Consider the following 22,781-nt stretch of genomic DNA (forward strand, 5'->3'; position numbering starts at 1 on the left):
AGCCCCCGCTGTTACTCTGCGCGCCATGAGGGGTGCTGCCATCGGCCTGCCACGGGCTGCTGGCATCATCTCGGTGTCAATTGCGTTGAGGAGTCCCATGCTCAAGAAGTCCCTGATCATCACGCTGGCGCTCGGCCTCGCGGCCGCGGCCCCGCTTCCCGCGCTGTCCCAGACCACCGGTTCGGTGTCCAAGGCGCAACAGACCTCGAGCGACACCTTCACGCCGGACGAAATCGTCACCGCCGGCCACCAGTTCTTCGGCAAGACCTCGCGGGACCTGGCGCGCGCCGTCGAATCGGTTTTCGAGAAGCAGGGCCAGCCCACGGCCTACATCGTGGGCGAGGAAATGGCCGGCTCCTTCGTCGGCGGCCTGCGCTATGGCGAAGGCACCATCTACTACAAGACGGGCGAGAAGCAGCGCATCTACTGGCAGGGCCCCTCCGTCGGCTTCGATTTCGGCGGCAACGGCTCGCGCAGCCTGGTGCTGGTCTATAATTCGCACAGCCCCTCGGACCTCTACACCCGCTTCGGCGGCGTCGAGGGCTCGGCCTATTTCATCGGCGGCCTGGGGGTCAATTTCCAGCAGCAGGGCGACATCGTTCTGGCTCCCATCCGCACCGGCGTGGGGGCGCGCCTCGGCGCCAATGTCGGCTACCTGAAGTATTCGAAGAAGCCGAACTGGAACCCCTTCTGACCTCCGCGCGTTAGCCGCCACTGCGGTGGCCGGCCATGCTCCGGCCACCTTTCGCGGGTTACGGCAATCCTCGCCGCAGGCTGGCATTCTGCCAGGCGATTGGCTACTGTAGGCTGAGTGCCGGAGGGGGCTATGTCTCAGACCGAGACGATATTGCTGATCGTGCTGGGGTTCTCGCTGGCGAGCCTCATCGCGCTGTTCATGGCGCGCGGACTGTGGACGGCCGCGGTGAAGGTCGGCGCGCGCCGCATGCAGCGCCAGGTGCCCTCCTCCCTCGTCGGGCTGCAGACCGAGCGTGACCGGCTGCGCGCCGAATATGCCATGCTGTCGCAGCGCCTGGGCGCCCGGCTCGAAACCGCCAAGCTGCAGATGGCGGAGCACATGGCGGAGGTCAGCCGCCATCGCAATCGCCTTCACGAGCTGGAAGCGCTGGAAATGAACCGCGGCGCCGAGAATCGCCGCCTCGCCGTCCGTGTCCATGAGCTGGAACAGGCCTTGAACCATGCCCGCCTGCAGGAAGACATGCTGCGGCGGGACCTTGCCGCGCGGGATGAGGCGCTGGCCCATGCCACCCGTGCCCACCAGCCCCACAGGCCGGCACCCGACGCGCCGCACGTGACGTCCCCGCCGCCGGCCGATGATGCGGAGGCCCGCCTGCGCCAGCGCATCGACCGCCTCACCGAGCTGGCCAAGGCGCCGCCGCCCGAAGATCTCGTCATCCACGCCCCGCCCCCGCCGGAGGATCCGCTGGTGGCCGAAAAGCTGGCGGAGGCCGAGCGCGAGACGGCCGACCTGACCCGCGACCTCGAGCGCCTCGACGCCGAATGGCAGCAGCGCCTTGCCGAGGCCAACATCGCGGAATCGGAAGCTGACGCGAACGTCATCTCGCTCTCCAACCGCATCCGTGAGCTCAAGAAGAGCCTTGGGCAAGCGTCCTGAAAGTTTGACCCGGATCAAAGTGTCAGCCTGAACTGACGTATAGCCTCCCTGACAGCTGATACAGGGAGACCGGCCATGCGCATCCTTCTGCTCCACCCGAATTACCACTCTGGCGGCGCTGAAATCGCGGGCAACTGGCCCCCGGCCTGGGTGGCCTATCTGGCCGGCGCACTGAAGAAGGCGGGCTACCCCGACCTCCGCTTCGTCGATGCCATGACCAATGACCTCTCCGAGGACCAGATCCGGGCGATCCTGCGGGAAGAGAAGCCGGACGTCATCGGCTGCACCGCCATCACGCCGTCCATCTACAAGGCCGAGCGCCTGCTCGAGATCGCCAAGGAAGAGCATCCCGATGCGGTAACCGTGCTCGGCGGCATCCACGCCACCTTCATGTACAACCAGGTTCTGGGCGAGGCGCCGTGGATCGACGCCATCGTGCGGGGCGAGGGCGAGGAGATTATCGTCAACCTCGTCAAAGCCATCGACGAGAAGCGCTGGCCCGAATGCCGGAAGGAGATCAGGGGCATCGCCTATCGCGACGGCTCCGACGTCATCGCCACGGTGGCTGCCCCCACGGTGAAGGACCTCGACGGCATCAACCCTGACTGGTCGGTGCTCGAATGGGAGAAATACATCTACATACCCATGGGCAAGCGTGTCGCCATCCCCAACATGGCGCGCGGCTGCCCCTTCACCTGCTCCTTCTGCTCGCAGTGGAAGTTCTGGCGCGACTATCGCATCCGCGACCCGAAGAAGGTGGTCGACGAGATCGAGACACTGATGCGCGAGCATGATGTCGGCTTCTTCATCCTCGCCGACGAGGAGCCCACCATCAACAAGAAGAAGTTCGTCGCCTTCTGCGAGGAGCTGATCAGGCGCGACCTCAAGATCCTGTGGGGCATCAACACCCGCGTCACCGACATCCTGCGCGACGAGGCGCTGCTGCCGCTCTATCGCAAGGCTGGCCTCATCCACGTTTCGCTGGGCACCGAGGCCGCGGCGCAATTGCAGCTCGACCGCTTCAACAAGGAAACCACCGTCGCCCAGAACAAGAAGGCCATCGAGCTCCTGCGCAATGCCGGCATCGTGGTCGAGGCCCAGTTCATCGTCGGCCTCGAGAACGAGACGCGCGAAACGCTGGAAGAAACCTACCGCATGGCGCAGGACTGGAAGCCTGACCTCGCCAACTGGTCGATGTTCACGCCCTGGCCCTTCTCGGACCTGTTCCGTGACTTGGGCGACAAGGTCGAGGTCTTCGACTACGACAAGTATAATTTCGTGACGCCCATCATGAAGCCCGACGCCATGGACCGCGCCGAGCTCTTGGACCGCGTGATGCACAATTACCGCCGCTTCTACATGAAGAAGGCGCTCTTCTCCTACCCGTGGGCGGGCTCCGGCGAGCGCCGCCGCTATCTCCTGGGCTGCCTCAAGGCCTTCCTGAAGTCAGGCTTCGAACGCAAGTTCTATGACCTCGGCCGCGTCAACTACTGGGGCAAGAAGGACACGGTGGACTTCGCCTTCGACCGCACCCGCCAGCGCGCCGACATGAGCAAGGTCGAATGGCAGACCACGCACAACCGCAAGTCCAACAAGCAGGTCGGCCAGGAAGCCGCCGAAGCCATGGCCTGCGGCGGCGGCAAGGAGCAGATGGAAGACGCGATGCAATGAGCGATGCGGCCCACACGGGCCGGATCGGCCCGAACGCGGTGATCCGCCTCGCCGAGGCGCTCGATGCGCTCGAGAGCAAGGCAGTGACGAGAAGGCTCTTCATCGCTGCCGATCTCGAGGCCTATGTGCACACGCCACCGCAGGCCATGGTGCCGGAGGATGACGTCACCCTCCTCCACCGCCAACTCCGCCACGAGCTCAGCGCGACGCGCGCTGCCTCCGTCTCATGGCTCGCGGGCCAGCGCACCGCCGACTACCTGCTTGCGAACCGCATCCCGAAGCCGGTGCAGCGCCTTCTGAAGCTGCTGCCGGCGCGTTTCGCCGCCTTCATCCTGCTCAAGGCGATCGGCGCCCATGCCTGGACCTTCGCGGGCACCAGCCGCTTCACCTGGTCGATGAGCCGCCCCATCACGCTCACCTTCGAGAACTGTCCCCTCTGCCGCGGCGGGCAGGCGACGGCGCCCTGCTGCAGCTACTATGCAGCGACATTCGAGAGATTGTTCCGTGAACTGATCAGCGCGGAGACGGATGTGCACGAGACGGAGTGCATTGCAGCGGGTGGTGCGGCGTGCAGATTCGAGATAGCATTCTGACTCGCTGAACGACCCCCAACCCTACCTCCCCACACGGGGGAGGCGAATGAATCGGCGTCTCTATGGCCTATTCCGTCATCCAGCCGGGCATGCGGTTGGCCTGCACGATGTTGCTCTCCTCGTCGTTGCGGCCTTTCCGCACGAAGACGATGTTGTGATAGAAGTGAAGCCCTGAGATGTTGAGGTCACAATAGGTGGGCTCATAGCCCGGCGCATGGACCTCGCGCCAGTTCAGCCCGTCGACGAGGTTCTTGAAGAACTCCATCATCGACAGCCGGCGCGAGCCCGCGGTGTCCAGTGCGCCGAACTTCGCCCAGTTCGCGGTCTGGGTATCCTCCACCACATACCAGCCGCCCTCCTTCAGGAAGGGAAACAGCATCATGAAGGTGGCGGTCACATGCTCGCTGCGGTGGCTGCCGTCGTCGATGATGATGTCGAAACCGCCCTCGCCCACGGCCTCGATCAGGCGCGCCAGCACGCGCGGATCCGCCTGTGACCCCTGGAACACCCGGATGCGCTCCTCGCTAATGTGCTTGGGGTGATAGTCGAGCCCGAAGACCTCGCCCTGCGGAAAATAGTCCCGCCACATGCGCAGCGAGGCGCCGCCCGCATGCGGGTCCTCATAACCGCCGATGCCGATCTCCAGCAGCTTCAGCGGCGTGCTGCGCAACGGCGCGAAGTGGCTGTGGTAAAGTGCGGTGTAGCTATGGCCGGCGTTCTTGTCGGACCCATGCAGAAGCGCCAGCCGCGACAGCTCGTCCTGCTCACCCGCCGCCTGGTCCATCATGAAGCTCCTGTCGAGGTTGCGCACGAAGCGCTGCTTGCCGAAGCGCGCCGCCTCGAAGGCGAAGCTCGAGCCCGGCGTTCCGGTGATCACCGGGCAGCGCGAAATATAGAGGAAGTCCACGAAGGCGCGCAGGTGGTCCGGCATCCCCGGCTGGCGCAGGCCGCCATAGTCCACCGTGCGGCCGCCCGCTGCCGTGATGGCTGCCGCCACCCGCCCGGCTGCCTCCGCCTCGTCGCTGAACACTGCAATGGGGCCACGGCCGTGCAGCGCCGCTGCCCAGTGGCACAGCGCGTCGAGCGCCTGGTTGCTTTCGGGGCTGTACTGCAACAGGTCACCGCGCCGCACCGTCAGCGCCACGGCAGCGGCGGGCACCGACTCTGCCAGCGCCCGGAAGGCCGCCCGCGGCCGCAGCAGCGCATAGGCCTCCGACATCAGGGCATTCCAGTCCGGCTCGCTCGCGGCGCCGCCCAGATCTTGGCTCAGCCGCTCGGCCATGCTGGTTTCGAGCAGCACCACGGGCGCCGCGCAGCGGGCCACCATGTCGGCCAGCGGCACGCCGCCTTGGGGGTTCTGCGGCAGCAGCAGCCACAGGCGCTGCGCGCTGGATTGCACCGCATGCCAGCCATCGCCCGGCACCCATTCGCTGAAGCAGGCAGAGATCGACCGCATGTCGTCCGGCATTGCTGCCGGCAACGCGCGGCAGGGCTCGAACAGGTCTTCGAAGCCGATCCGCTGCAGGGCATTCACGTTGGGGCGCGGGTCATTGGGCTCGCCGGGCGTCCAGCAGTGCAGGCAGCGCCGGCCGGTCTGCCGCGCCAGCACTATGGCCGCCGCAACCGCGCGCAGCCTGTTCCCCAGCCCCGCCTGGGGGGAAATGATCAGCAACCGCTCACTCAAGGCCCACTCCTGCCATTGCCTTCTTCCCTATGCGGAAATCGATTAATTTTTGCGATAGACGGCCGTGGGCCGTGCCGGCCGTCATGCCGTCTTGCCGCCCTTCGCCGCCCGTCTATGATCGCGCCCTCCAGGAGGACCGACCATGGACAAGCCCACCTTCGACAAGTCGAAGCTGCCCAGCCGCCACGTCAGCGTCGGGCCGGAACGCGCACCCCACCGCTCCTACTACTACGCCATGGGCCTCACCGCCCAACAGATCGGCCAGCCCTTCGTCGGCGTCGCCTCCTGCTGGAACGAGGCCGCCCCCTGCAACATCGCGCTGATGCGCCAGGCCCAGGCCGTGAAGAAGGGGGTGGCCGCCGCTCACGGCACCCCGCGCGAGTTCTGCACCATCACGGTAACGGACGGCATCGCCATGGGCCACCAGGGCATGAAGGCCTCCCTCGTCTCGCGTGAGGTGATCGCGGACTCGGTCGAGCTCACCATGCGCGGCCATTGTTATGATGGGCTGGTCGGCCTTGCCGGCTGCGACAAGTCGCTCCCCGGCATGATGATGGCCATGGTGCGGCTGAACTGCCCGTCGATCTTCATCTATGGCGGCTCCATCCTGCCGGGCATCTTCCGTGGCCGCCAGGTGACGATCCAGGACATGTTCGAGGCCGTGGGCAAGCATTCCGCCGGCCTGATGTCGGACGAGGACCTGGCCGAGATCGAGAAGGTCGCCTGCCCCTCCGCCGGCTCCTGCGGCGGCCAGTTCACCGCCAACACCATGGCCACCGTGGCCGAGGCGATCGGCCTCGCCCTGCCCTATTCCTGCGGCGCCCCTGCCCCCTACGAGGTGCGCGACACCTTCTGCTACACGGCGGGCGAAAAGGTGATGGAGCTCATCGCCCGCAACATCCGCCCGCGCGACATCGTGACCAGGAAGGCGCTGGAGAATGCCGCGACCGTCGTCGCCGCCTCCGGCGGCTCCACCAATGCCGCCCTGCACTTGCCCGCCATCGCCCACGAGGCAGGGATCAAGTTCGACCTCTTCGACGTCGCCGAGATCTTCAGGCGCACCCCCTATATTGCCGACCTGAAGCCCGGCGGGCGTTATGTCGCGAAGGACCTGTTCGAGGCGGGCGGCATCCCGCTGCTGATGAAGACCCTGCTCGATTACGGCTTCCTCCATGGCGACTGCCTCACCGTCACCGGCCGCACCATGGCGGAGAACATGGCGGCGGTGAAGTGGAACCCCGACCAGGACGTGATCCGCCCCGCCGACAATCCCTTCACCGCCACCGGCGGCGTGGTGGGGCTGAAGGGCAACCTGGCGCCGGAGGGCGCCATCGTGAAGGTTGCGGGCATGACGAACCTGCGCTTCTCAGGCCCCGCCCGCTGCTTCGACAATGAGGAGGCCTGCTTCGACGCGGTGTCGAGGAAGCAGTACAGGGAAGGCGAGGTGCTGGTCATCCGCTATGAAGGCCCGCGCGGCGGCCCGGGCATGCGCGAGATGCTGGCCACCACCGCCGCCCTCTATGGCCAGGGCATGGGCGACAAGGTGGCGCTCATCACCGATGGCCGCTTCTCCGGCGCCACGCGCGGCTTCTGCATCGGCCACGTGGGGCCGGAGGCGCAGCTCGGCGGCCCCATCGGCCTGCTGAAGGACGGCGACATCATCACCATCGATGCGGTGGATGGCATCCTCTCCTGCAACGTGTCGGAGGCGGAGTTCGCCGAGCGCCGCAAGGCCTGGGCCCCGCATCCCCACGGCTACAATTCCGGCACGCTGTGGAAATATGCCCAGCAGGTCGGTCCCGCCGTCAACGGCGCCGTCACCCATCCCGGCGGCGCCGCGGAGACGATGACCTACGCCGATGTGTGAGCAAGGCGCCCGGTCCTGGCAGCAGGCGCAATACGGGCGCTGGATTTGTTGGGAAATTTTTCACCATGTCAATCAGCAGCAGGCACGAGCCGCTGACATAGCATAATTTAGGAAAAAAGTCAAGAGAAAAGCCGAGAGGGAAGGAATTTTTCCCTTCGGCAGGTTTCGCCCTGCAGCGTGGCTAGGGCGCCGCGCGCGGCGTGAAGCTGGCCAGCACCGCGCCGCCCGCATCCAGCAGTTTCAGCCGGCCGTCCTTGAGGCTCATGGCCCGCACCTTGGCCAGCATGGCGAAGAAGGCCTGCTCCTGCTCGAACCCGTCGAGACAGGCCATCTGGGTGGCCGCCAGCGGTGAGAAGCTCAGCTTCGCCCCTGACAGCTTGTAGCTGCCCTTGAAGCGGTTGCAGCCGCCGAGGCCCGCCACCCGCCCCGCCTCAAAGCGCAGATAGGGCGCCCGCTTGCCGCTCGCCCCGGCCAGCACCCAGTCCACCCCCGTGAAACCCTCCGGCTGTGCCCTTCCAGGCCCAGCGAGAACACCCAGCAGCAAAGCGGAAAGAACGAGACGCCGGTGCATGTGAACCTCCTGGCCATGCGATGCGGAACAGGCAGGGTGAGCGACAATTGAGATCAATCCAAGGCGGCAGGCGAGCCCCAGGTCAGGCCGCGGCAGACCCCCTCACCAGCGCGATGTCGCAGAACATGTCGGGCTGGAAGGCGAAGGCGAAGATCTTCCAGTTGTGATTGACGCAGAGGTCGTTCACCACGGGCACGATGCCATACTTATATCCGCTGAGGTCCATCATCGTATAGTCGTTGAAGATCAGAACCCCGTCCTCGGCCAGGCAGTTCACCGCCACGTCCGCGTCACGCTTGACGCCCGGATAGGAATGGTCCCCGTCAACATAGATCATGTCATACTGGACCTTCGCATTCTTCAGATTGGACGAGCTGTCGCCCGGAATGGCCCTCAGCACGCCCGCCTTGATCGCGGATTCGAAGCGCTCGTTGAAGAACTCGAGGTGGGTCTTGCCCTTCAGGATGTCGGCGCAGCTCACGCCGTTCATCCGCTGGCTGTCGGTGAGCTTGAAGATGTCATAGGCGTCGAAATGCGAAGGATCGAGTTCTTGCAGCAGAAACTTTGTAAAATCCCCGAAGGCGATTCCCACCTCGGCAATGCGCTTGCCCTTCAGCCGTTCGCTCAGCGACTTGATGAGATGATAGCGGCTGGCGAACAGCCTCGCGTCCTTCAGTACATCGCTGTCCCGAATCGGCAAGGGACGTTCCATGCTTTTTCTCCCCACATAAGTAAGACATAAGGACTACAACTCAACTCCGCCGCTTTGCAACACATGAATTGGCCGCAGGGTCCTGCCCGCCATGTCTGCTGCCGGAGGCCTATACGTCGGCCTTGGCCTGCGTGGTCAATGTGGATGCCTCATCGCGCATCACGTGCAGAAGCACCAGCGCCGCCCCCGCGGCGAGCAGCGCCAGGATCACCAGCAGCGCTGCCCTTTCGCCCTGGAGCGTGCTGATCAGCGCGAAGAGGGCGGGCCCCAGGGCGGCCGCGAGGCGGCCCGCCACGGTGGCGAGCGCGAAGAAGGCCGGGGCGCTCCCGGGCGGAACGCCCTCCGCCAGGAAGCCGCGCAGGGCGGAGGCCGTGGCCCCCACGCAGCAGCCGATGACGGCCACCGTCGCCACTGGCATCCAGCTGCCCGAGCCGAAGGCCATCAGCAGCAGGACGAACCCCCAGGCCGCCAGCAGGATGGCCATGGGCACGCTGCGCGACCAGTTGGTCATCAGCAGGTTCCAGCCGATGGTGGAGGGCACCGAGATCACATGTACCAGCAGCAGAAGCCACAGGAGGTCCGGCAGCGTCTGGCCGAAGCGCGAGGCGAGGATGGGCGCGGTGAAGGTGATGACCACCGAAATCGCCAGATGCACCAGCATGGTACCGCCCAGCAGCACAAAGAGCCCGCGGTGCTGCCGCCACTGGCCGACGACGGCGATGACACCGGACAGGCGGGGCCCGCCCACGCCCTCGCCCAGCGCCGCGAAGCCCGCCCGCCGCATCAGCGTCAGCGCGATCACGAAAAAGGCGGCGCTGAGGATGGCCAGCACGGCGAAGCAGTCCTCGAGAAGCGCAGGCGACTGGGGCTGGCCCCGCACCAGCAGCAGCAGTATGGCGATGGCCAACACGCCCCCCAGATAGCCCACGGCCCAGCCGAAACCGGAGAGCCTCTGGCGCAGGGCCTGCGGCAGCAGGTCCGGCAGGAAGGATTCGTAGATGCTGGTGGCCGCGAAATAGAAGCTCTGCGCCGCGACATAGGCGACGGCGGCGGCCGCCAGCGTGGAACTCACCGGCCAGGCCAGCGCGGCGATGGACAGCACGAGGCCTGCCGTGGCGGCGTTGAGCAGCTTCAGGCGTGGCATGCGCGCCGAGAGCGCCGCGGCGGCCAGCGCCGCAACACTGCTCGCCAGGATGGCAAGGGCCGCCAGAATACCCCAGGCGGCGGTGGGATTGGCCAAATCCGCCATGCGTTGCTGGAAATAGAGCGGCAGCAACACCGCCGGGGCGACACCGAAATAGATCGAACTGGCCACGTCATAGCCAGCCCAGGTGAGGGTGCGCCGGTCAAGCCAGCCCGCACCAGCCGATCCGCCAGGCTTTCCTGCCATGTGAGCCTCGTTTCCCCGCCCCGAATTTCACATGAATTGTATCGCATGAGGCATTTCGGCGGCCTGCCTGCCACTATGCTGCCGCCAACACCCGTCAGGGGGTTGTAACAACCCGCAACACGCTGCGGAAGAGGTTTCTTGGCAGGCCTCCGCAGTTCGCAACTTGAACACGTGAATACGTTTGTCCTAGGGTCATTGGGTCCCGGGGCCGACGGCCCTCGAAACGAATGGGAGACGACATGCACAAGACCTTCCTGAAGCGCCTGCTGACCGGGCCGCTTCTGCTCTCGGCCGCCGCGGTGATCGCACTGGGGACGGCGTCCGCCCCCCTCCGCGCCCAGACGGACCCCGTGCCCGAGGCCGCCCAGGCCGAGGTCGCCGAGGCGCCGCTGCCGCTGTCGCCCGAGGAACTCGACATCCTCGTCGCCCGCATCGCACTCTACCCGGATGAGCTGGTGGCGCTGATCTCGGCCGCCTCGCTCTACCCCCTGCAGATCGTCGAGGCCGAGCGCTTCCTCGAGGATTCGAAGACCCGGAAGGACCTGAAGCCCAAGGCCAGCTGGGACGGCAGCGTCATCTCGCTGCTGAACTATCCCGAGCTCGTCAAGATGATGGCCGACGACCTCGACTGGACGCAGCTTTTCGGCCAGTCGATCGTCAACCAGCAGGAAGACGTTCTCAACGCCATCCAGCAGCTGCGCGAGCAGGCGGTGGCCAACGGCGTGATCAAGACCAACGACAAGGTCAAGGTGACGGAGGAGACCGACAGCAACACCGGCCGCCAGAACATCATCATCGAACCGGCCAGCTCCGAGGTCATCTACGTGCCGCAGTACCAGCCCGAGATGCTCTACGAGCCGGGCTACGCCTACCAGCCGGTCTCCTATTACCCGCAGCCCTACCCCTATTACTGGAACCCGGCGGCCACCTTCTTCGCCGGCGCGGTGACCGGCGCCATCTGGACCGCGGCGGTCGACTGGGACAACGGCTTCTGGGGCTGGAACTGGAACAACAACCACCACCACGGCAACTGGGGCAACGACGTCAACATCAACTGCAACCGCTGCATCATCGGCAGCGACTTCAACGGCAACATCAACATCAATGACGTCGACTGGCGCAAGGTCGACCGCTCGAAGATCAAGTTCGACAACAACCAGTTCAACAAGATCAGCAACACCAACATCCGCAACGAGTTCAAGAAGAACGACCTCACCAACATCAGCGGCAACAACAAGCTGGGCAACAACAGGCCGGGCAACAAGGGCAACCTGCAGCGTCCCGCCACGCTGCCCGCCACGGGCGGCATGCAGACCAAGGACATCCGCAAGAGCACGCTCGAGGGCCTGAACAAGAAGCCCACCGCGGGCTTCAAGCCGACCGACAAGATGGCCCGCCCCGGCAACGGCAATGGCGGCAACCTGGGCAATGCCGGCAACGCCGGAAACCTCGGCAATGGCGGCAACCTGAAGCCCGGCAATGGCGGGGGCAACCTCGGCGACGTGGCGCGGCCCGACAAGATGGCAAAGCCCAATCTCGACCGGCCGGTTGGCAAGCCGCGCCCGGCGGCCACGCCGGATACACGGCCCAAGACCCCTTCGCCCATGGGCGAGGTGAAGCGCGGTCGTGACGCCAAGGCGCAGGGCAACCGCGGCAACAAGTCGATGGGCGGTGGCGGCATCAACCGACCTGACTTCAACCCCGGCGGTGGCGGAGGTGGCGGCAAGAAGATGGGCGGCGGCGGCGGCGGCAAGAAGTTCATTCCGCCCAAGGGCAAGGGCGGCGGCGGCGGTGGCCGCGGACGGCGGCGCTGAGCAACCAGGCAGAAAGGACAGGATCATGATTTCGAGAACCCTCGTTTCCACACTTCTGCTTGGCGCCGCGCTGGTCTTCGGCCCGCTGGCCGCAGCAACGCCCGCACTGGCCATCAGCGATGAGCTGCAGGCCTATGTCGGCCCCGAGCCTACCTTGTTCGACACGCCGGAAGCGGCCATCGCTGCCTTCAAGGACGTGATGGCCAAGGGCGACATCACCGCCATTTCGACGCTTCTCGGCCTCGATGCCACGAAGGTGGAGAAGGCCGATGGCATCGCCGACTCGGTGAAGGACATCCAGGAAGCCGCCGCCGAAGGAATCTCGGTCGAGGAGGAAGAGGACCAGCGCGTGCTCGACCTCGGCAAGGAGCTCTGGCCCTTCCCCTTCCCCATCGTGAAGGGTGAGGACGGGAAGTGGGCCTTCGACACCGTGGCCGGGCTGGAGGAGATCGTCATCCGCCGCATCGGCGAGAACGAGCTTCATGCCATCGACACCATGCGCCTCTATGTCCAGGCGCAGCAGGACTACGCGACGGAGGACCGCGACGCTGACGGCGTGCTCGAATTCGCACAGAAGCTGATCAGCGGCGAAGGCCTCACCGACGGCCTCTACTGGCCCGCAGAGCAAGGCGACGGCGAGAGCCCGGTTGGCCCCAGCATCGACATGGCCGCCCTCGACAAGGCGAAGGCCGGCGACGGTTACTTCGGCTACAAGTTCCGCATCATGAAGCGGCAGGGCGACAACGTTGCGGGCGGTGCCCACGACTATGTGGTCAACGGCAACATGATCAACGGCTTCGCGCTCATCGCCTGGCCAGCCGTCTATGGCGAAACCGGCGTCTCGACCTTCGTCGTGAACCAGGCCGGCGTCGTCTACGAGCGCGACTTCGGGCCGGACACGGCCAACATCGTGCCGAAGATCCTGACCTTCAACCCCAGCGACAAGTGGGACTTGGTGGAAGACTGATCGGGCCTCGCACCGGACGATCCAGACCGAAGCGCCCGGCGGGGAACCCCGCCGGGCGCTTTTGCTTTGCATGAACAGCTGTTCAGCTTTGCTGCCGCGTCACCTGCCGAGCCGTGAAAATCCAGCATTCGCCGGAACTTCCCGCGCGCTTGCGGAATTCAGCCTGCGGAAATCCTACGGAGGTGAAACCATGTTGAAGTCACTCTTGATCGCCGGCAGCGTGGCCATCAGCGCCCTTGCGATGGCCAGTGGAGCGGATGCCAGGGCCCGTGTGGGAATTTACTTCGGCGTCCCGTTCTACGATTACCAGGTGGGCCCGGGCTGGCGCTATTACGACGGCTACGGCTGGTACGATTACGGGCGCTACGGAACCTTCCGCAAGCGCGGCATGAGCTGCGGCGAGGCGCGCCGCCTCGTCGACCGCTCGGGCTATGACCGCGTGCGCACCGTCGAATGCAGCGGCCGCACCTACACTTTCCGCGCCCTCAACCGGAAGGGACGGCTGGTGACGGTCTACGTCAATTCGCGCACCGGCGGGCTGTGGCGCGGCTAAGGAACCGCCGCACCAGCCAAGCCTTGAACCCGCCCCGGGGCCGGTCTTCGGACCGGCCCCTTTCGTGACGTCGCACAATCCGGACGTGCAGAGGGGTGGCCTGGTTCCAGCTTCGTCAACCATGAGGAAAGCTTGAGACTTGAGAGAAGGTTGAGGCAGATCAAGGATCACCCCCCGCCGTTGCCGTAGATGTACTTATAGGGAGCTTTAGATAACAGAGTTCTGATTAGTGGAGACGGCACATGTTGGACCTTCTTACCGCATTTGAGGACTTCGCCCCGGAGATGGAGGTGAAGGAGCCGTCGATCGACCGCGAGTTCATCACCGATTTCCTGCTTCCCTATTTCCACGACCTGCCGCGCGAGCAGCTTGCCGCCAAGGTGGCGGAGATCATCTCCATGGAACAGGTGCGCCAGGCCTCCGCCCTGTGGTTGCGCTGACCCCACGCGTCGGACCTTCACATTCCTGTTGCACGACGCGGCCAGTATCCCATCGTCCGCTCATGTCCCATCCCCATCGAGCGGTTTCTAGCCCCGAACTTGCTGAGCGCCCTGCGTATCTGCGGCGCTCAGTCTTCCGGGCTCATCCGTCACCTTCCGCATGTTCGGCAATCCGGGAGCACGCGGCGTCCGGGCAATTTTCAGCTTGCTGACGAATTCCCTTGCAATGGTGGAAGTCGCCACCTATATCGGGATCATCGAATTTTGGCCTGATGGCTCAGCCTCGCCTGCTTGATGCGGCGATACTTCCCCTCTCTTCCAGAACATCGGTGATCGGACCTGCAATACCGCGGGCTGGTCTTCTCTATTCTATCAAGGATCTACTGTGCAAACAGGTACTGTTAAGTGGTTCAACGCCCAGAAGGGCTTCGGCTTCATCGAACCGACCTCGGGCGGCACGGATGTGTTCGTTCACATCAGCGCTGTCGAGCGCGCCGGCATGACCGGCCTCAATGAAGGCCAGAAGATCTCGTTCGAGATCGTGACCGACAAGCGCAACGGCAAGTCGTCCGCAGACCGTCTCCAGGCGGCCTGATCATATCCAGAGCCTTCTATTCCCGCGAGCCACGGATGTACTGGTGGCGGGAGTGAAGGAATTCGAGGAGCGCCGGTGTCCGCACCGGCGCATTCTTTTTATCGAGACACAGGAGGCAAACCATGAAGATCTTCGTCAAGGACAACAACGTCGACCAGGCCCTGCGCTTCCTCAAGAAGAAGATGCAGCGCGAAGGCCTGCTGCGTGAGATGAAGGCACATACCTTCTACGAGAAGCCCTCGGAGAAACGCGTTCGCGAGAAGGCCGAGGCCGTGCGCCGCGCCCGCAAGCTGGCCCGCAAGAAGGCACAGCGCGAAGGCCTGATTCCCATGCCGAAGCCGAAGCCCCGTCCGGTTCGCCCGTCCAACCCCTTCGCCGCCTCTGCCGCCCCCAAGACACCCGCCGCCTGAGCCTGCCCCGCGGGACCCCGTGTCCGGAAAATTCATTTTTCCGGGCGCGGCGACGCTGCTATTTTGGCGGCGTACCGAGCAGGAGATGTAGCGATGCGGATCATGACTGCAATGCTGTTGGCCGGCGTGGCGCTTGTTGCCCAGGCCGGCGCTGCCATGGCCGATGGCACCATCGATGTCGACAAGCTTGCCGCCCAGGCGGCCCCCGTGCTGCCGCCGGGAACACGGCTGATGGTCATTTCCAAAACAGCCCAGCCGGAGGTTCCGGGCCTCCCGCTGTCCACCAAGGACCTGAACCGCATGGGCCCCAACGCCACCACCATCCGCATCCTGCCCGCAACCGGCGAAGCAGGCGATGGCTCGGTGTCGTGGTCGGGCTATACCCGCACCGGCGTGATCTATCAGGGATCGAAGTAGTTCGCCGGACAGTTCATGGCCGGCGATAGACGACGAGCCCACCGACAATCGTCTGCACTGCCTTCACGTCCGCGATCTGATCGGGCGGGATGGCAAAGATATCGGCCGACAGGACCGTCATGTCCGCGAGCTTGCCCGGGCTGATGGTGCCGCGCGAGGCGCCTTCGCCGATCGACCTCGCGGGCCAGATCGTCCACATCCGCACCGCGTCCTCGACACTCACGGCCTCCTGCGGCTCGAAAACGCCCGCGTCTGATTCCCGCGTCACCACCGCCTGCATGGCCTTGAAGGGGTCGACATTGCCGAGATAGAGACCGGTCATGTCGGTGCTCGCGGCCGGTTCGAGGCCGGCCTCGATCATGGTGCGGAACCTGAAGCCGGTCTTTGCCAGATCCGCTCCCATGTTCTCCACGTCGGCCTTCACCAGCTCGGTGAGCCAGATCGGCTGGACGGAGATGGCAAGCTGATCCTTCTTCAGCGCCTGCGCCCGCATCAGCTGCGTGTCATTCATCTGAAAGACGCCGAAATGCTCGATGCGCCGCAGGATCGGCGAGGGATCTGCCTTGATCGACCGCTCATAGGCCGTGAGGCAGATGTCCATCGCGGCGTCTCCGGCGCAGTGGAGCATGGCAAGGCGGTGGCTGGCATGCGCCCGATCGACGAAGGCATCGGCCGTCTCCTGCGGGGTTACCAGCGTGCCGTGTCCGCCTGCGGGATCCGTGTCGAAGTGGCCCTGGTAGGGTTCGCTCATGAAGCCGGTGCGGCAGTCGTTTTCGCCGTCGACCCAGGCCTTGATGCCAAGGAACTTGAAGGCGTCGGGATCAGCCTGCTTCGGCATGTCGAGAATCGAGAGATCATCCGGCAGGCCCGCACCGTCCGGCGCCGCCCAGACCGACACGCTGTAGCGGATATTAGCAGGCTTGCCCGCGGCACTCACCTGCTGCAGCACCGGCACGGCCTTGAGTGGCGTGATGGCCAGCATGGAGGTGAAGCCGTTCTGGTTCCACAGCGCGGGGATGCCCTCGGCGTAATAGCCGGCAATCTCGCCCGGCGCCGGAGAGCCCGGAATGTCGGCGAAGCCGTCGGTGATGACGCCGGTGGGATTGCCCTCGGCATCGACCAGCACGGCGCCGCCATGCGGCAGACGCAGCGTTCCCTTCTTCACGCCGAGTGCGGCAAGGGCCTTGCTGTTGGCCACTGCCATGTGTGCGCCATTAGCGAGGATCACCGGATTGTCCGGGGCGGCGGCATCAAGCTCCGCCCGGGTCGGAATCCGCTTCTCGGCAAACTTGTTCTCCGAGGCGGAAACGCAGGCGACATAGATCCAGTCGCCCGGCTTGCTGGACGCCACGCGCGCCGACAGATTCTGCAGGGCGACCGCAACCGAGGGAATCTCCGGATAGCGCGCGTCAACCCAGTCGCTCTTCATCCACAGCGTTTCGAGCGGATGGGTATGCGCATCGATGAGTCCGGGCACCACGCGGCGGCCGCCAAGGTCGATGACCTCCGTCGCCGGTCCCTTATAGGCGGCGATGTCGGCCTCGGTGCCAACCGCCAGGAAACGCCCGCCCGCCACCGCCACGGCCTCTGCCGCTGGCTGCGCCTGCTCAAGCGTGGTGAAATTGCCGTTCAGGAAGATGACGTCCGCAGGTTCCGCGGCCAGCCCGGGACCGGGCAGAAGCATCACGGCCAGGATGGCCAGAAAACCATGGTTTCGCATCGTGTCGCCCTCCACCGGAACTGCACCCGACGATGCAGCCGCGGCACCACCCTAACGCGTGAGGCGACGGGTGACTTAATCTGCATCAAATCAGCCTGCAGAAGTGCATGCCCCGCGCAACCTGCGTTATGACGAGGCGCGCACCTGCCCGGGCAGCGGGAGGATTCAGCGGTTCTTCTGGACGTAGTCTTCCAGCGCCCGCCATTCCGCCGTGATCGGCAACTGGCATTCGATGAGCTGCGGCCCCTTCGAACCGAGCGCTGCCTTGAACCTCGCATGGAAGTCTTCCGCGCTGCTGGCGCGGCTGGCCGGGACACCGAGGCCCGTGGCGATGCTCACCCAGTCAAGTGTCGGGTCGCCGAGCGAGGTCAGCGCCATCATCCGGCTGTTGGCTGCACCATCGCGCACCCGGGCGAGTTCGAGATCGAGAATCGAATAGGCATCGTTCTTGAGAAGCACGATCACCACGTCCGCCCTCTCGCGCGCCATCGACCACAGCGCCTGCACCGTATACATGCCGCTGCCATCGGCCTGCAGGTGGACGACCTTGCGCGCCGGGCAGGCAATGGCCGCGCCCAGCGCCATGGGAAGGCCGCCGCCAATGGCGCCGCCATTGAGCGGGTTGAGATAGTCATGGGGCGCGGCCTGCTTCGTCGCCTCGATGATGGCCATTCCATTGGTGGCGGCCTCGTCGACGAGGATGGCATTCTCCGGCATCAGCAGGGCCAGGCTCTGCCCGATGCTGCCGGCCGTGAGGGCGCCCTTCGGCGCCTCGCCCGCAGCCCGGCCATTGCGCGGGACCTTGGCACCCGCGGCAGCCAATTCCTGCGACAGCCGCGCCAGCGCATCATCCATGTCCTCGCTGACCGAGGCCATGGTGAACAGCGCGCAATCGGCAGGAGTCTTGTACATCGGCTTGTTGCGATAGGCGAAGGTCGCCACGGGGAACGCCGCGCCCACGAAGACCAGCTGCTCGAAGCCCGAGAGGAACTTCACGCCCATCTCGAATTCATAGGGAATGGTCTCGATCACCGGGCGGCCCGCGCCGCGCGCCAGATAGCGCGAGGCGAAGGTTTCGGCGAGCAGGCTGGCGCCGGTCGCCGCCGCGATCTCCGCCGCCGTCTCGAGTGCCGCGCCATGCAGCGCGCGATTGCCGAGCACCAGCCCGGTCTTCCTGCCGTTCTTCAGCATCGCCGCGGCGGTTGCGACGGCTTCGCCCGCAACGCGCGGGAGCCCCTGGGCTTCGGGCATGGCGGGCGGCGGGTTGGCCTCGTCCCAATGGCGGTTCGTGGGCGCCACGATGGTGCAGAGCTTGCCGGTCTTGGCCAGCGCTGCAGCCTGGGCGCCGAGTTCGCCCAGCTCCGAGGCGCTGCGCGCCTCCGCCGACCAGTGCGAGACGACCCGCGTGAAGTCGGTGATGCGGCCGTTGATGAGCTCGTGCTCGGGAAAGTTCGGCTGGTGGTAGGAGGCATTGGCCCCCACCACATTCACAAGCGGCGTGTTGGCCCGCCCCGCATTGTGCAGCATGGCAATGCCATTCGCAAAACCGCTCGCCACATGCAGCAGTGTGAAGGCGGGCATGCCCGTCATGCGGCCATAGCCGTCGGCGGCGCCCGTCACCACATCCTCCTGCAGGCACAGCACGGCGCGCACCTTGTCATTCCTGCCGATCTCGTAGACCAGCTGCATTTCCGAGGTGCCGGGATTGGCGAAGCAGGTGGTGAGCCCTGCATCGACGAGAGCCTTGAAGAGGGATTGCGCGCCGTTCATCTGGAATGCTCCTGAAAAGTTATTTCTGCACCTGCTCGGCGGCACAGCCGTCCGGGGCCGGCGTTCCGGCCAGCCGTTCGGCGATCCACGGCAGATAGAGCGGCTGCGAGGCTGCCGGCGTGGCGAAATGGGTGAGGTCACCCTTCAGCTGCACGCGGGTGACGTTGCCGCCCAGCTGGCACATGCGCTCGCGATAGGCCTTGTGCATGGCGGGCGGCACGACCACGTCCTTCGTGCCCCAGAAGATGATGACGGGAACGATCGGCTTCACATCCGGCCCGGCGCTGTCGATCAGCGTCTGCGCCCAGAGCCTGGCATTGGCCGGATCGGGCCGCAGCAGGCTGGTGAACTGGTCGCCATAGCTGTAGGTGATCGAGTCGGATGCGGCATGAACGCATTTGTTGCCCATGATCTCGTCGATGAACGCCGCGCCCTCGTCGGTGAACACGTCCGTCAGCTTCAGCCTGTCGGGATAGGCCGCCTGCTCGGCCCACAGCGTCATTGCGAGATGGTTGAAGTTGTTCACGCTGTTCGAGAAGGCCTTGGCGGTGCCCGCCATCACGGCTGCCGCACTCTCGTCGGTCAGGGGTGCGGAAGGGGCAAGCGCGCGGAAATACTCCGGCGCCATGGCCACCGCGCCGACGAGCTTCACGCCATCGAAGGCGGTGCCCTGGCGCGCCAGGTAATCGGGCATGCTCGCGGCGGTGATTGCTGCGGCCGCCCCCTGGGACCAGCCATAGATCACGGCCTGGGGGCCTGCGCCCGTCTCTTTCATCGCGCCGGCGGCGCGGATGGCGTCGATCGAGTCGCGCGCCTGGGTTTCGGCCAGTGCATATTGGTGCCTGCCCCCGCCGCCGAGGCCCTGATAGTCGGTCGCCACCACGACGTAGCCCGCCGTGATGAATTCGGCGAGAGCCGGAACGCCATAATCCGTCCAGGAATTGCCGGAAGGCAGGAAGTACTCGTTGAGCGGCGCCGCGGGGTCGACCACCTGCGAAGGCCCGCAACTCTGCGCCGTGCCGGTGGTGCCATGGGCCCAGGACATGACCGGGCGGCCACCCGCGGGTGCCGGGCCGACCGGCGCGATGACCAGTGCGGTCGCAATCGTCGGCTTGTCCGCCATGTCGGAGGAGATATAGGCGATGCGCCAGGCCCGGGCTCCGGAAATGGTGGTGGTCACCGCCTCCTGCGCGATCACCTGGCCCAGCTTGCCATCGGGCTTCATGGCCGCTACGGCGGCGTAGAAGGGTGCGACTGGCGGCGCGGCCTGAAGCGGCGGCGCCACGGTGATGGCGGCGACGAGGGCAAGACAGCCAAGTGTGCGCTTTGCAAGGGTCATCTCTTTGTCTCCACCGGCAGGGCATCGGCTGCCGAAACTGCAACTTGCATGGATTGTGTCATCATTCAATTTGCAGAAAACACCTAGTCGATCGCGGGGCGCGGCCCGCTCCGGAGGCATGTTCGCGCCATGGCGGCACGCGGCTGCCTGGCATTGTTGTGATCTTCCACCCCTGCCTGCTTGACAGGGATGGGGGTCCGGGCGAGGTGCTGAACCGGTGGACACCACTGCCGACACGGGCAAAATGCGGCGCGTGGTGACCGACCTGGGCAACAAGGGGGAATTTGCAATGATACGATCTGTCGGCCGGACCGTCCCGGCCTTGCTGATGCTGGCGGCCGTGACCATCGCGCCGCCGCAGGTCCGCGGCGCTGACATTCCATCCGAACCCGGCAGCGCAGCAGCGTCCCCCGCCGCTGCCTCGGCGCTGAAGCCCGCCGCCTGCACCCTGATCGACACCGATTTCGACATCGACGACATGATGGCGATCCCCCTCGTCATCGGCAGCAGCTACGTTGCGGCGATCATCACCAGCGAGGGCTATACCCTGCCCGCCGACGGCGCCGGCGCTCTGGCGCGCCTCATCGCGGAGCCGGGGCAGCGACAGATTCCGGTGATCATCGGTGCCTCGAGCCATCTGCCGGACAGCACCATCCGGGCCGACTGGGGCCAGTTCGTGCTCGACTACCGCGACATGATGGGCAACGCCTTCGCGCTGCTGTCGGCCGACCTGCCGCCCGCGGCACAGTCCGCAACCGATTACGTGATAGAGGTGGCGCAGGCGGTGGCGGAGTGCGATTCCATCGACATTCTCGTCATCGGCACCTTCACCTCCTTCATCCATTACAGCCCGGCCATCCGGCCCAGGATCAAGAACGTGGTGATCATGGGCATGCCGCTGCGCGGCGACCCGACGCAGCGGCCTGGCAACTTCTCGTTCAACTGCGAATATGACATGACCGCCTGCGAGACGGCCTTCGACAGGCAATTGCCGGGGCTCTCGCACTTTTTCGTCGATCCGCCGCGCAGCAGCTTCGACACCGATCCCGTTGGCCACCAGGACACGGTCTATGGGCCGACCCTGGCGATGGTGCAGGGCCTTGCGCCGCAGGGTCTGCCAAATGCCCTGCGACAGGCGCTCACCGGCACCGTGCGCGATGGATCGCTGGGGCCGGCGGTGAAGGGGGCTGACTATTGGGCGATCGACTGCTGCTTCCGGGCCGGCGGCAAGTCGCTGCTGTGGGACCAGTCGGCGGCACTGTTCCTCGCCCACCCGGACGCCTTCCACAGGGTTGGAGGTCACTACGAGCCCAACGTGACGGCCGAGGCATTGCGCGCCCTGTGGACCCGCGCCACGAATGCGTCGGTCAACTATGTCGAGGAGCCCCGCAGCCCCTAGGAAGGCGGCCCCGTGGCACGCCGTCGATCAGGCCAGCCTCACCAGCGCAGCATCCTCCGGCCGGCCAGCGCCCCGACGAGGCCGAGCGCCAGGATGCCGACGGGATACCATGCCAGGACGAAGAGAGGCGAATCGTCGGGGCAGTTGGCGGCATAGAAGGTTGCGCCCACTCCCCCCGCGAAAAGGCCTACCAGGAAGCCGCTGAGCATGGGACGCGTGGTCGCCCCCTGCCGCAGCGCCCATAAACCGATTGCCAAGGGTGCCAGGCCGAAAGCGGGAACCAGGGCGAGGCAGTGCCACCAGTTGGTGCCCACCGCCGCCACGCCCCAGGTGGATGCCGGAAGCAAGGCGAGTTCCACGGCCGCTGCCGCGAGCAGGATGGCGGGTGCGGCGAAGATCGTCCAGAACGGCGCCTGTTCGAGGCCTTCGGGATAGATGGCGCGGCGCAGCAGCAGGAAGGCCGTGGCCGCCAGCGTCAGGGTGACAGCGAACTTCATGTCGAAGCGCCAGGTCGCGACGGCGGCGGCGAAGTCCGGCCGCGGCCCGAAACTCAGCATCATCGCGGCCCCCGCGAGGAGGCATGAGGCGGCTGCCGCCAACCCAAGCCGCAACGCCGGTGATGAGCGCTGCGCCGGCGTATCGGCCGCGAGGCGGGAGATCAGCTGGTCGGTCTTCATGCCGGGCGCCCGAAGCGCTGGGCAATGGCGCTGAGGCCGCGGTGGAAGGCGACGCGCACCGCCGTCTCCTTCATCTCCAGAGCGGCGGCCGTTTCCTTGATCGTGCGGCCCTCGAGGGCGATCGACGACACGACCCGCTGCTGGCCGCCGCTCAGTGTTCCCACTGCCATTTCCATGTGCTGCGTCTCCTCCATCAAGCGTCCCGTCTCGTCCGGCCCGGCCAGCACCTCGGCAAAATCCTCGATCGGCACTTCGACCCTCACCCCTCGCCTGCGGCAGGCATCTATCGCCTTGTAGCGGGCAATGGTGAAGAGCCACGGCAGGATCGGCTCCTCAATACGCCACGTATGGCGTTTCAGATGCACCGCCAGCAATGTTTCCTGCACGACATCCTCGGTGCCGGAGGCGAGCATGGATCCAAATCGGCGGGTCACGGCGCGGCGCGTCAGGTTCGCGGCGCGGCGCAGAAACGATGTATAGGCCGCCTCGTCACCGCTCAGCGCGGCGCGCATCAGCTCTGCCATCGCGCGATCCTCTTCCGAGGCCATTCCACAGTCTT

General features: G+C 65.8%; 22 protein-coding genes. 13 read left to right on the plus strand and 9 right to left on the minus strand.

What is annotated here, in order from left to right; genetic code table 11:
* Positions 1-97 precede the first annotated feature (97 nt).
* From DK847_RS01395 to bchJ, 4 genes are all read left to right on the plus strand, one after another.
* Complete coding sequence (locus DK847_RS01395) at positions 98-694, plus strand: DUF1134 domain-containing protein (protein ID WP_193548169.1); 597 nt, start codon at positions 98-100, stop codon at positions 692-694.
* A 132-nt stretch (positions 695-826) separates the two neighbouring features.
* Positions 827-1,633, plus strand: coding sequence for a hypothetical protein (locus DK847_RS01400; RefSeq protein WP_146256003.1), 807 nt, complete (start codon positions 827-829; stop codon positions 1,631-1,633).
* A gap of 75 nt (positions 1,634-1,708) precedes the next feature.
* Positions 1,709-3,304: a magnesium-protoporphyrin IX monomethyl ester anaerobic oxidative cyclase gene (gene bchE / locus DK847_RS01405; RefSeq protein WP_111195824.1), complete on the plus strand. Its 1,596-nt coding sequence runs from the start codon at positions 1,709-1,711 to the stop codon at positions 3,302-3,304.
* A complete protein-coding gene (gene bchJ, locus DK847_RS01410) occupies positions 3,301-3,897 on the plus strand; it encodes a bacteriochlorophyll 4-vinyl reductase (RefSeq protein ID WP_111195825.1) in 597 nt (198 codons plus the stop codon). Before bchE ends, bchJ begins: the two co-directional genes overlap by 4 nt.
* Positions 3,898-3,964: 67 nt before the next feature.
* Here the strand turns inward: bchJ and DK847_RS01415 are convergent, their stop codons facing one another.
* A complete protein-coding gene (locus DK847_RS01415) occupies positions 3,965-5,581 on the minus strand; it encodes a CmcI family methyltransferase (protein ID WP_146256004.1) in 1,617 nt (538 codons plus the stop codon).
* 142 nt (positions 5,582-5,723) lie between these two features.
* Here DK847_RS01415 and ilvD point away from each other — a divergent pair, with 142 nt between their 5' ends.
* On the plus strand, positions 5,724-7,448 hold the full coding sequence (ilvD, locus tag DK847_RS01420; RefSeq protein WP_111195827.1) for a dihydroxy-acid dehydratase: 1,725 nt from the start codon (positions 5,724-5,726) through the stop codon (positions 7,446-7,448).
* Between the two features lie 181 nt (positions 7,449-7,629).
* Here the strand turns inward: ilvD and DK847_RS01425 are convergent, their stop codons facing one another.
* From DK847_RS01425 to DK847_RS01435, 3 genes are all read right to left on the minus strand, one after another.
* On the minus strand, positions 7,630-8,019 hold the full coding sequence (locus tag DK847_RS01425; RefSeq protein WP_111195828.1) for an META domain-containing protein: 390 nt from the start codon (positions 8,017-8,019) through the stop codon (positions 7,630-7,632).
* 82 nt (positions 8,020-8,101) lie between these two features.
* Positions 8,102-8,731 carry a class I SAM-dependent methyltransferase gene (locus DK847_RS01430; RefSeq protein WP_111195829.1) on the minus strand — a complete coding sequence of 210 codons (630 nt, stop codon included), beginning with the start codon at positions 8,729-8,731 and terminating at the stop codon, positions 8,102-8,104.
* A 109-nt stretch (positions 8,732-8,840) separates the two neighbouring features.
* Positions 8,841-10,121 carry an MFS transporter gene (locus DK847_RS01435; protein WP_111195830.1) on the minus strand — a complete coding sequence of 427 codons (1,281 nt, stop codon included), beginning with the start codon at positions 10,119-10,121 and terminating at the stop codon, positions 8,841-8,843.
* A gap of 239 nt (positions 10,122-10,360) precedes the next feature.
* Here DK847_RS01435 and DK847_RS01440 point away from each other — a divergent pair, with 239 nt between their 5' ends.
* The 7 genes from DK847_RS01440 to DK847_RS01470 all read left to right on the plus strand — a co-directional run bounded on the left by DK847_RS01440 (position 10,361) and on the right by DK847_RS01470 (position 15,317).
* A complete protein-coding gene (locus tag DK847_RS01440; RefSeq protein ID WP_111196312.1) occupies positions 10,361-11,935 on the plus strand; it encodes a DUF3300 domain-containing protein in 1,575 nt (524 codons plus the stop codon).
* Positions 11,936-11,960: 25 nt separating this feature from the next.
* Entirely contained in the window at positions 11,961-12,902 is a 942-nt protein-coding gene (locus DK847_RS01445; protein ID WP_111196311.1) for a DUF2950 domain-containing protein, read from the plus strand.
* Positions 12,903-13,092: 190 nt separating this feature from the next.
* Positions 13,093-13,455 carry a hypothetical protein gene (locus DK847_RS01450; RefSeq protein ID WP_111195831.1) on the plus strand — a complete coding sequence of 121 codons (363 nt, stop codon included), beginning with the start codon at positions 13,093-13,095 and terminating at the stop codon, positions 13,453-13,455.
* A gap of 242 nt (positions 13,456-13,697) precedes the next feature.
* On the plus strand, positions 13,698-13,895 hold the full coding sequence (locus DK847_RS01455) for a hypothetical protein (RefSeq protein WP_111195832.1): 198 nt from the start codon (positions 13,698-13,700) through the stop codon (positions 13,893-13,895).
* 385 nt (positions 13,896-14,280) lie between these two features.
* On the plus strand, positions 14,281-14,490 hold the full coding sequence (locus DK847_RS01460; RefSeq protein ID WP_111195833.1) for a cold-shock protein: 210 nt from the start codon (positions 14,281-14,283) through the stop codon (positions 14,488-14,490).
* A gap of 122 nt (positions 14,491-14,612) precedes the next feature.
* Complete coding sequence (gene rpsU, locus DK847_RS01465; RefSeq protein ID WP_111195834.1) at positions 14,613-14,900, plus strand: 30S ribosomal protein S21; 288 nt, start codon at positions 14,613-14,615, stop codon at positions 14,898-14,900.
* A 93-nt stretch (positions 14,901-14,993) separates the two neighbouring features.
* Positions 14,994-15,317 (plus strand): hypothetical protein, encoded by a 324-nt coding sequence (locus tag DK847_RS01470; protein ID WP_111195835.1) that lies wholly within the window; start codon positions 14,994-14,996, stop codon positions 15,315-15,317.
* A gap of 13 nt (positions 15,318-15,330) precedes the next feature.
* Here DK847_RS01470 and DK847_RS01475 read toward each other — a convergent pair whose 3' ends face one another.
* The 3 genes from DK847_RS01475 to DK847_RS01485 all read right to left on the minus strand — a co-directional run bounded on the left by DK847_RS01475 (position 15,331) and on the right by DK847_RS01485 (position 20,146).
* Positions 15,331-17,037 (minus strand): amidohydrolase, encoded by a 1,707-nt coding sequence (locus tag DK847_RS01475; protein WP_146256005.1) that lies wholly within the window; start codon positions 17,035-17,037, stop codon positions 15,331-15,333.
* A 165-nt stretch (positions 17,038-17,202) separates the two neighbouring features.
* Positions 17,203-18,807, minus strand: coding sequence for an acetolactate synthase large subunit (locus tag DK847_RS01480; protein ID WP_111195837.1), 1,605 nt, complete (start codon positions 18,805-18,807; stop codon positions 17,203-17,205).
* A 19-nt stretch (positions 18,808-18,826) separates the two neighbouring features.
* Positions 18,827-20,146 carry an alpha/beta fold hydrolase gene (locus tag DK847_RS01485; protein ID WP_111195838.1) on the minus strand — a complete coding sequence of 440 codons (1,320 nt, stop codon included), beginning with the start codon at positions 20,144-20,146 and terminating at the stop codon, positions 18,827-18,829.
* A 289-nt stretch (positions 20,147-20,435) separates the two neighbouring features.
* Between DK847_RS01485 and DK847_RS01490 the strand changes: the two genes are divergently transcribed.
* Positions 20,436-21,545: a nucleoside hydrolase gene (locus tag DK847_RS01490; RefSeq protein ID WP_161957093.1), complete on the plus strand. Its 1,110-nt coding sequence runs from the start codon at positions 20,436-20,438 to the stop codon at positions 21,543-21,545.
* A gap of 38 nt (positions 21,546-21,583) precedes the next feature.
* Here DK847_RS01490 and DK847_RS01495 read toward each other — a convergent pair whose 3' ends face one another.
* Together DK847_RS01495 and DK847_RS01500 are read right to left on the minus strand one after the other, a co-directional pair.
* A complete protein-coding gene (locus DK847_RS01495) occupies positions 21,584-22,222 on the minus strand; it encodes an NrsF family protein (RefSeq protein ID WP_111195840.1) in 639 nt (212 codons plus the stop codon).
* Complete coding sequence (locus DK847_RS01500) at positions 22,219-22,770, minus strand: sigma-70 family RNA polymerase sigma factor (protein ID WP_111195841.1); 552 nt, start codon at positions 22,768-22,770, stop codon at positions 22,219-22,221. Before DK847_RS01500 ends, DK847_RS01495 begins: the two co-directional genes overlap by 4 nt.
* Between the last annotated feature and the right edge of the window lie 11 nt (positions 22,771-22,781).

Source organism: Aestuariivirga litoralis, assembly GCF_003234965.1.
Taxonomy (GTDB): Bacteria; Pseudomonadota; Alphaproteobacteria; order Rhizobiales; family Aestuariivirgaceae; genus Aestuariivirga; species Aestuariivirga litoralis.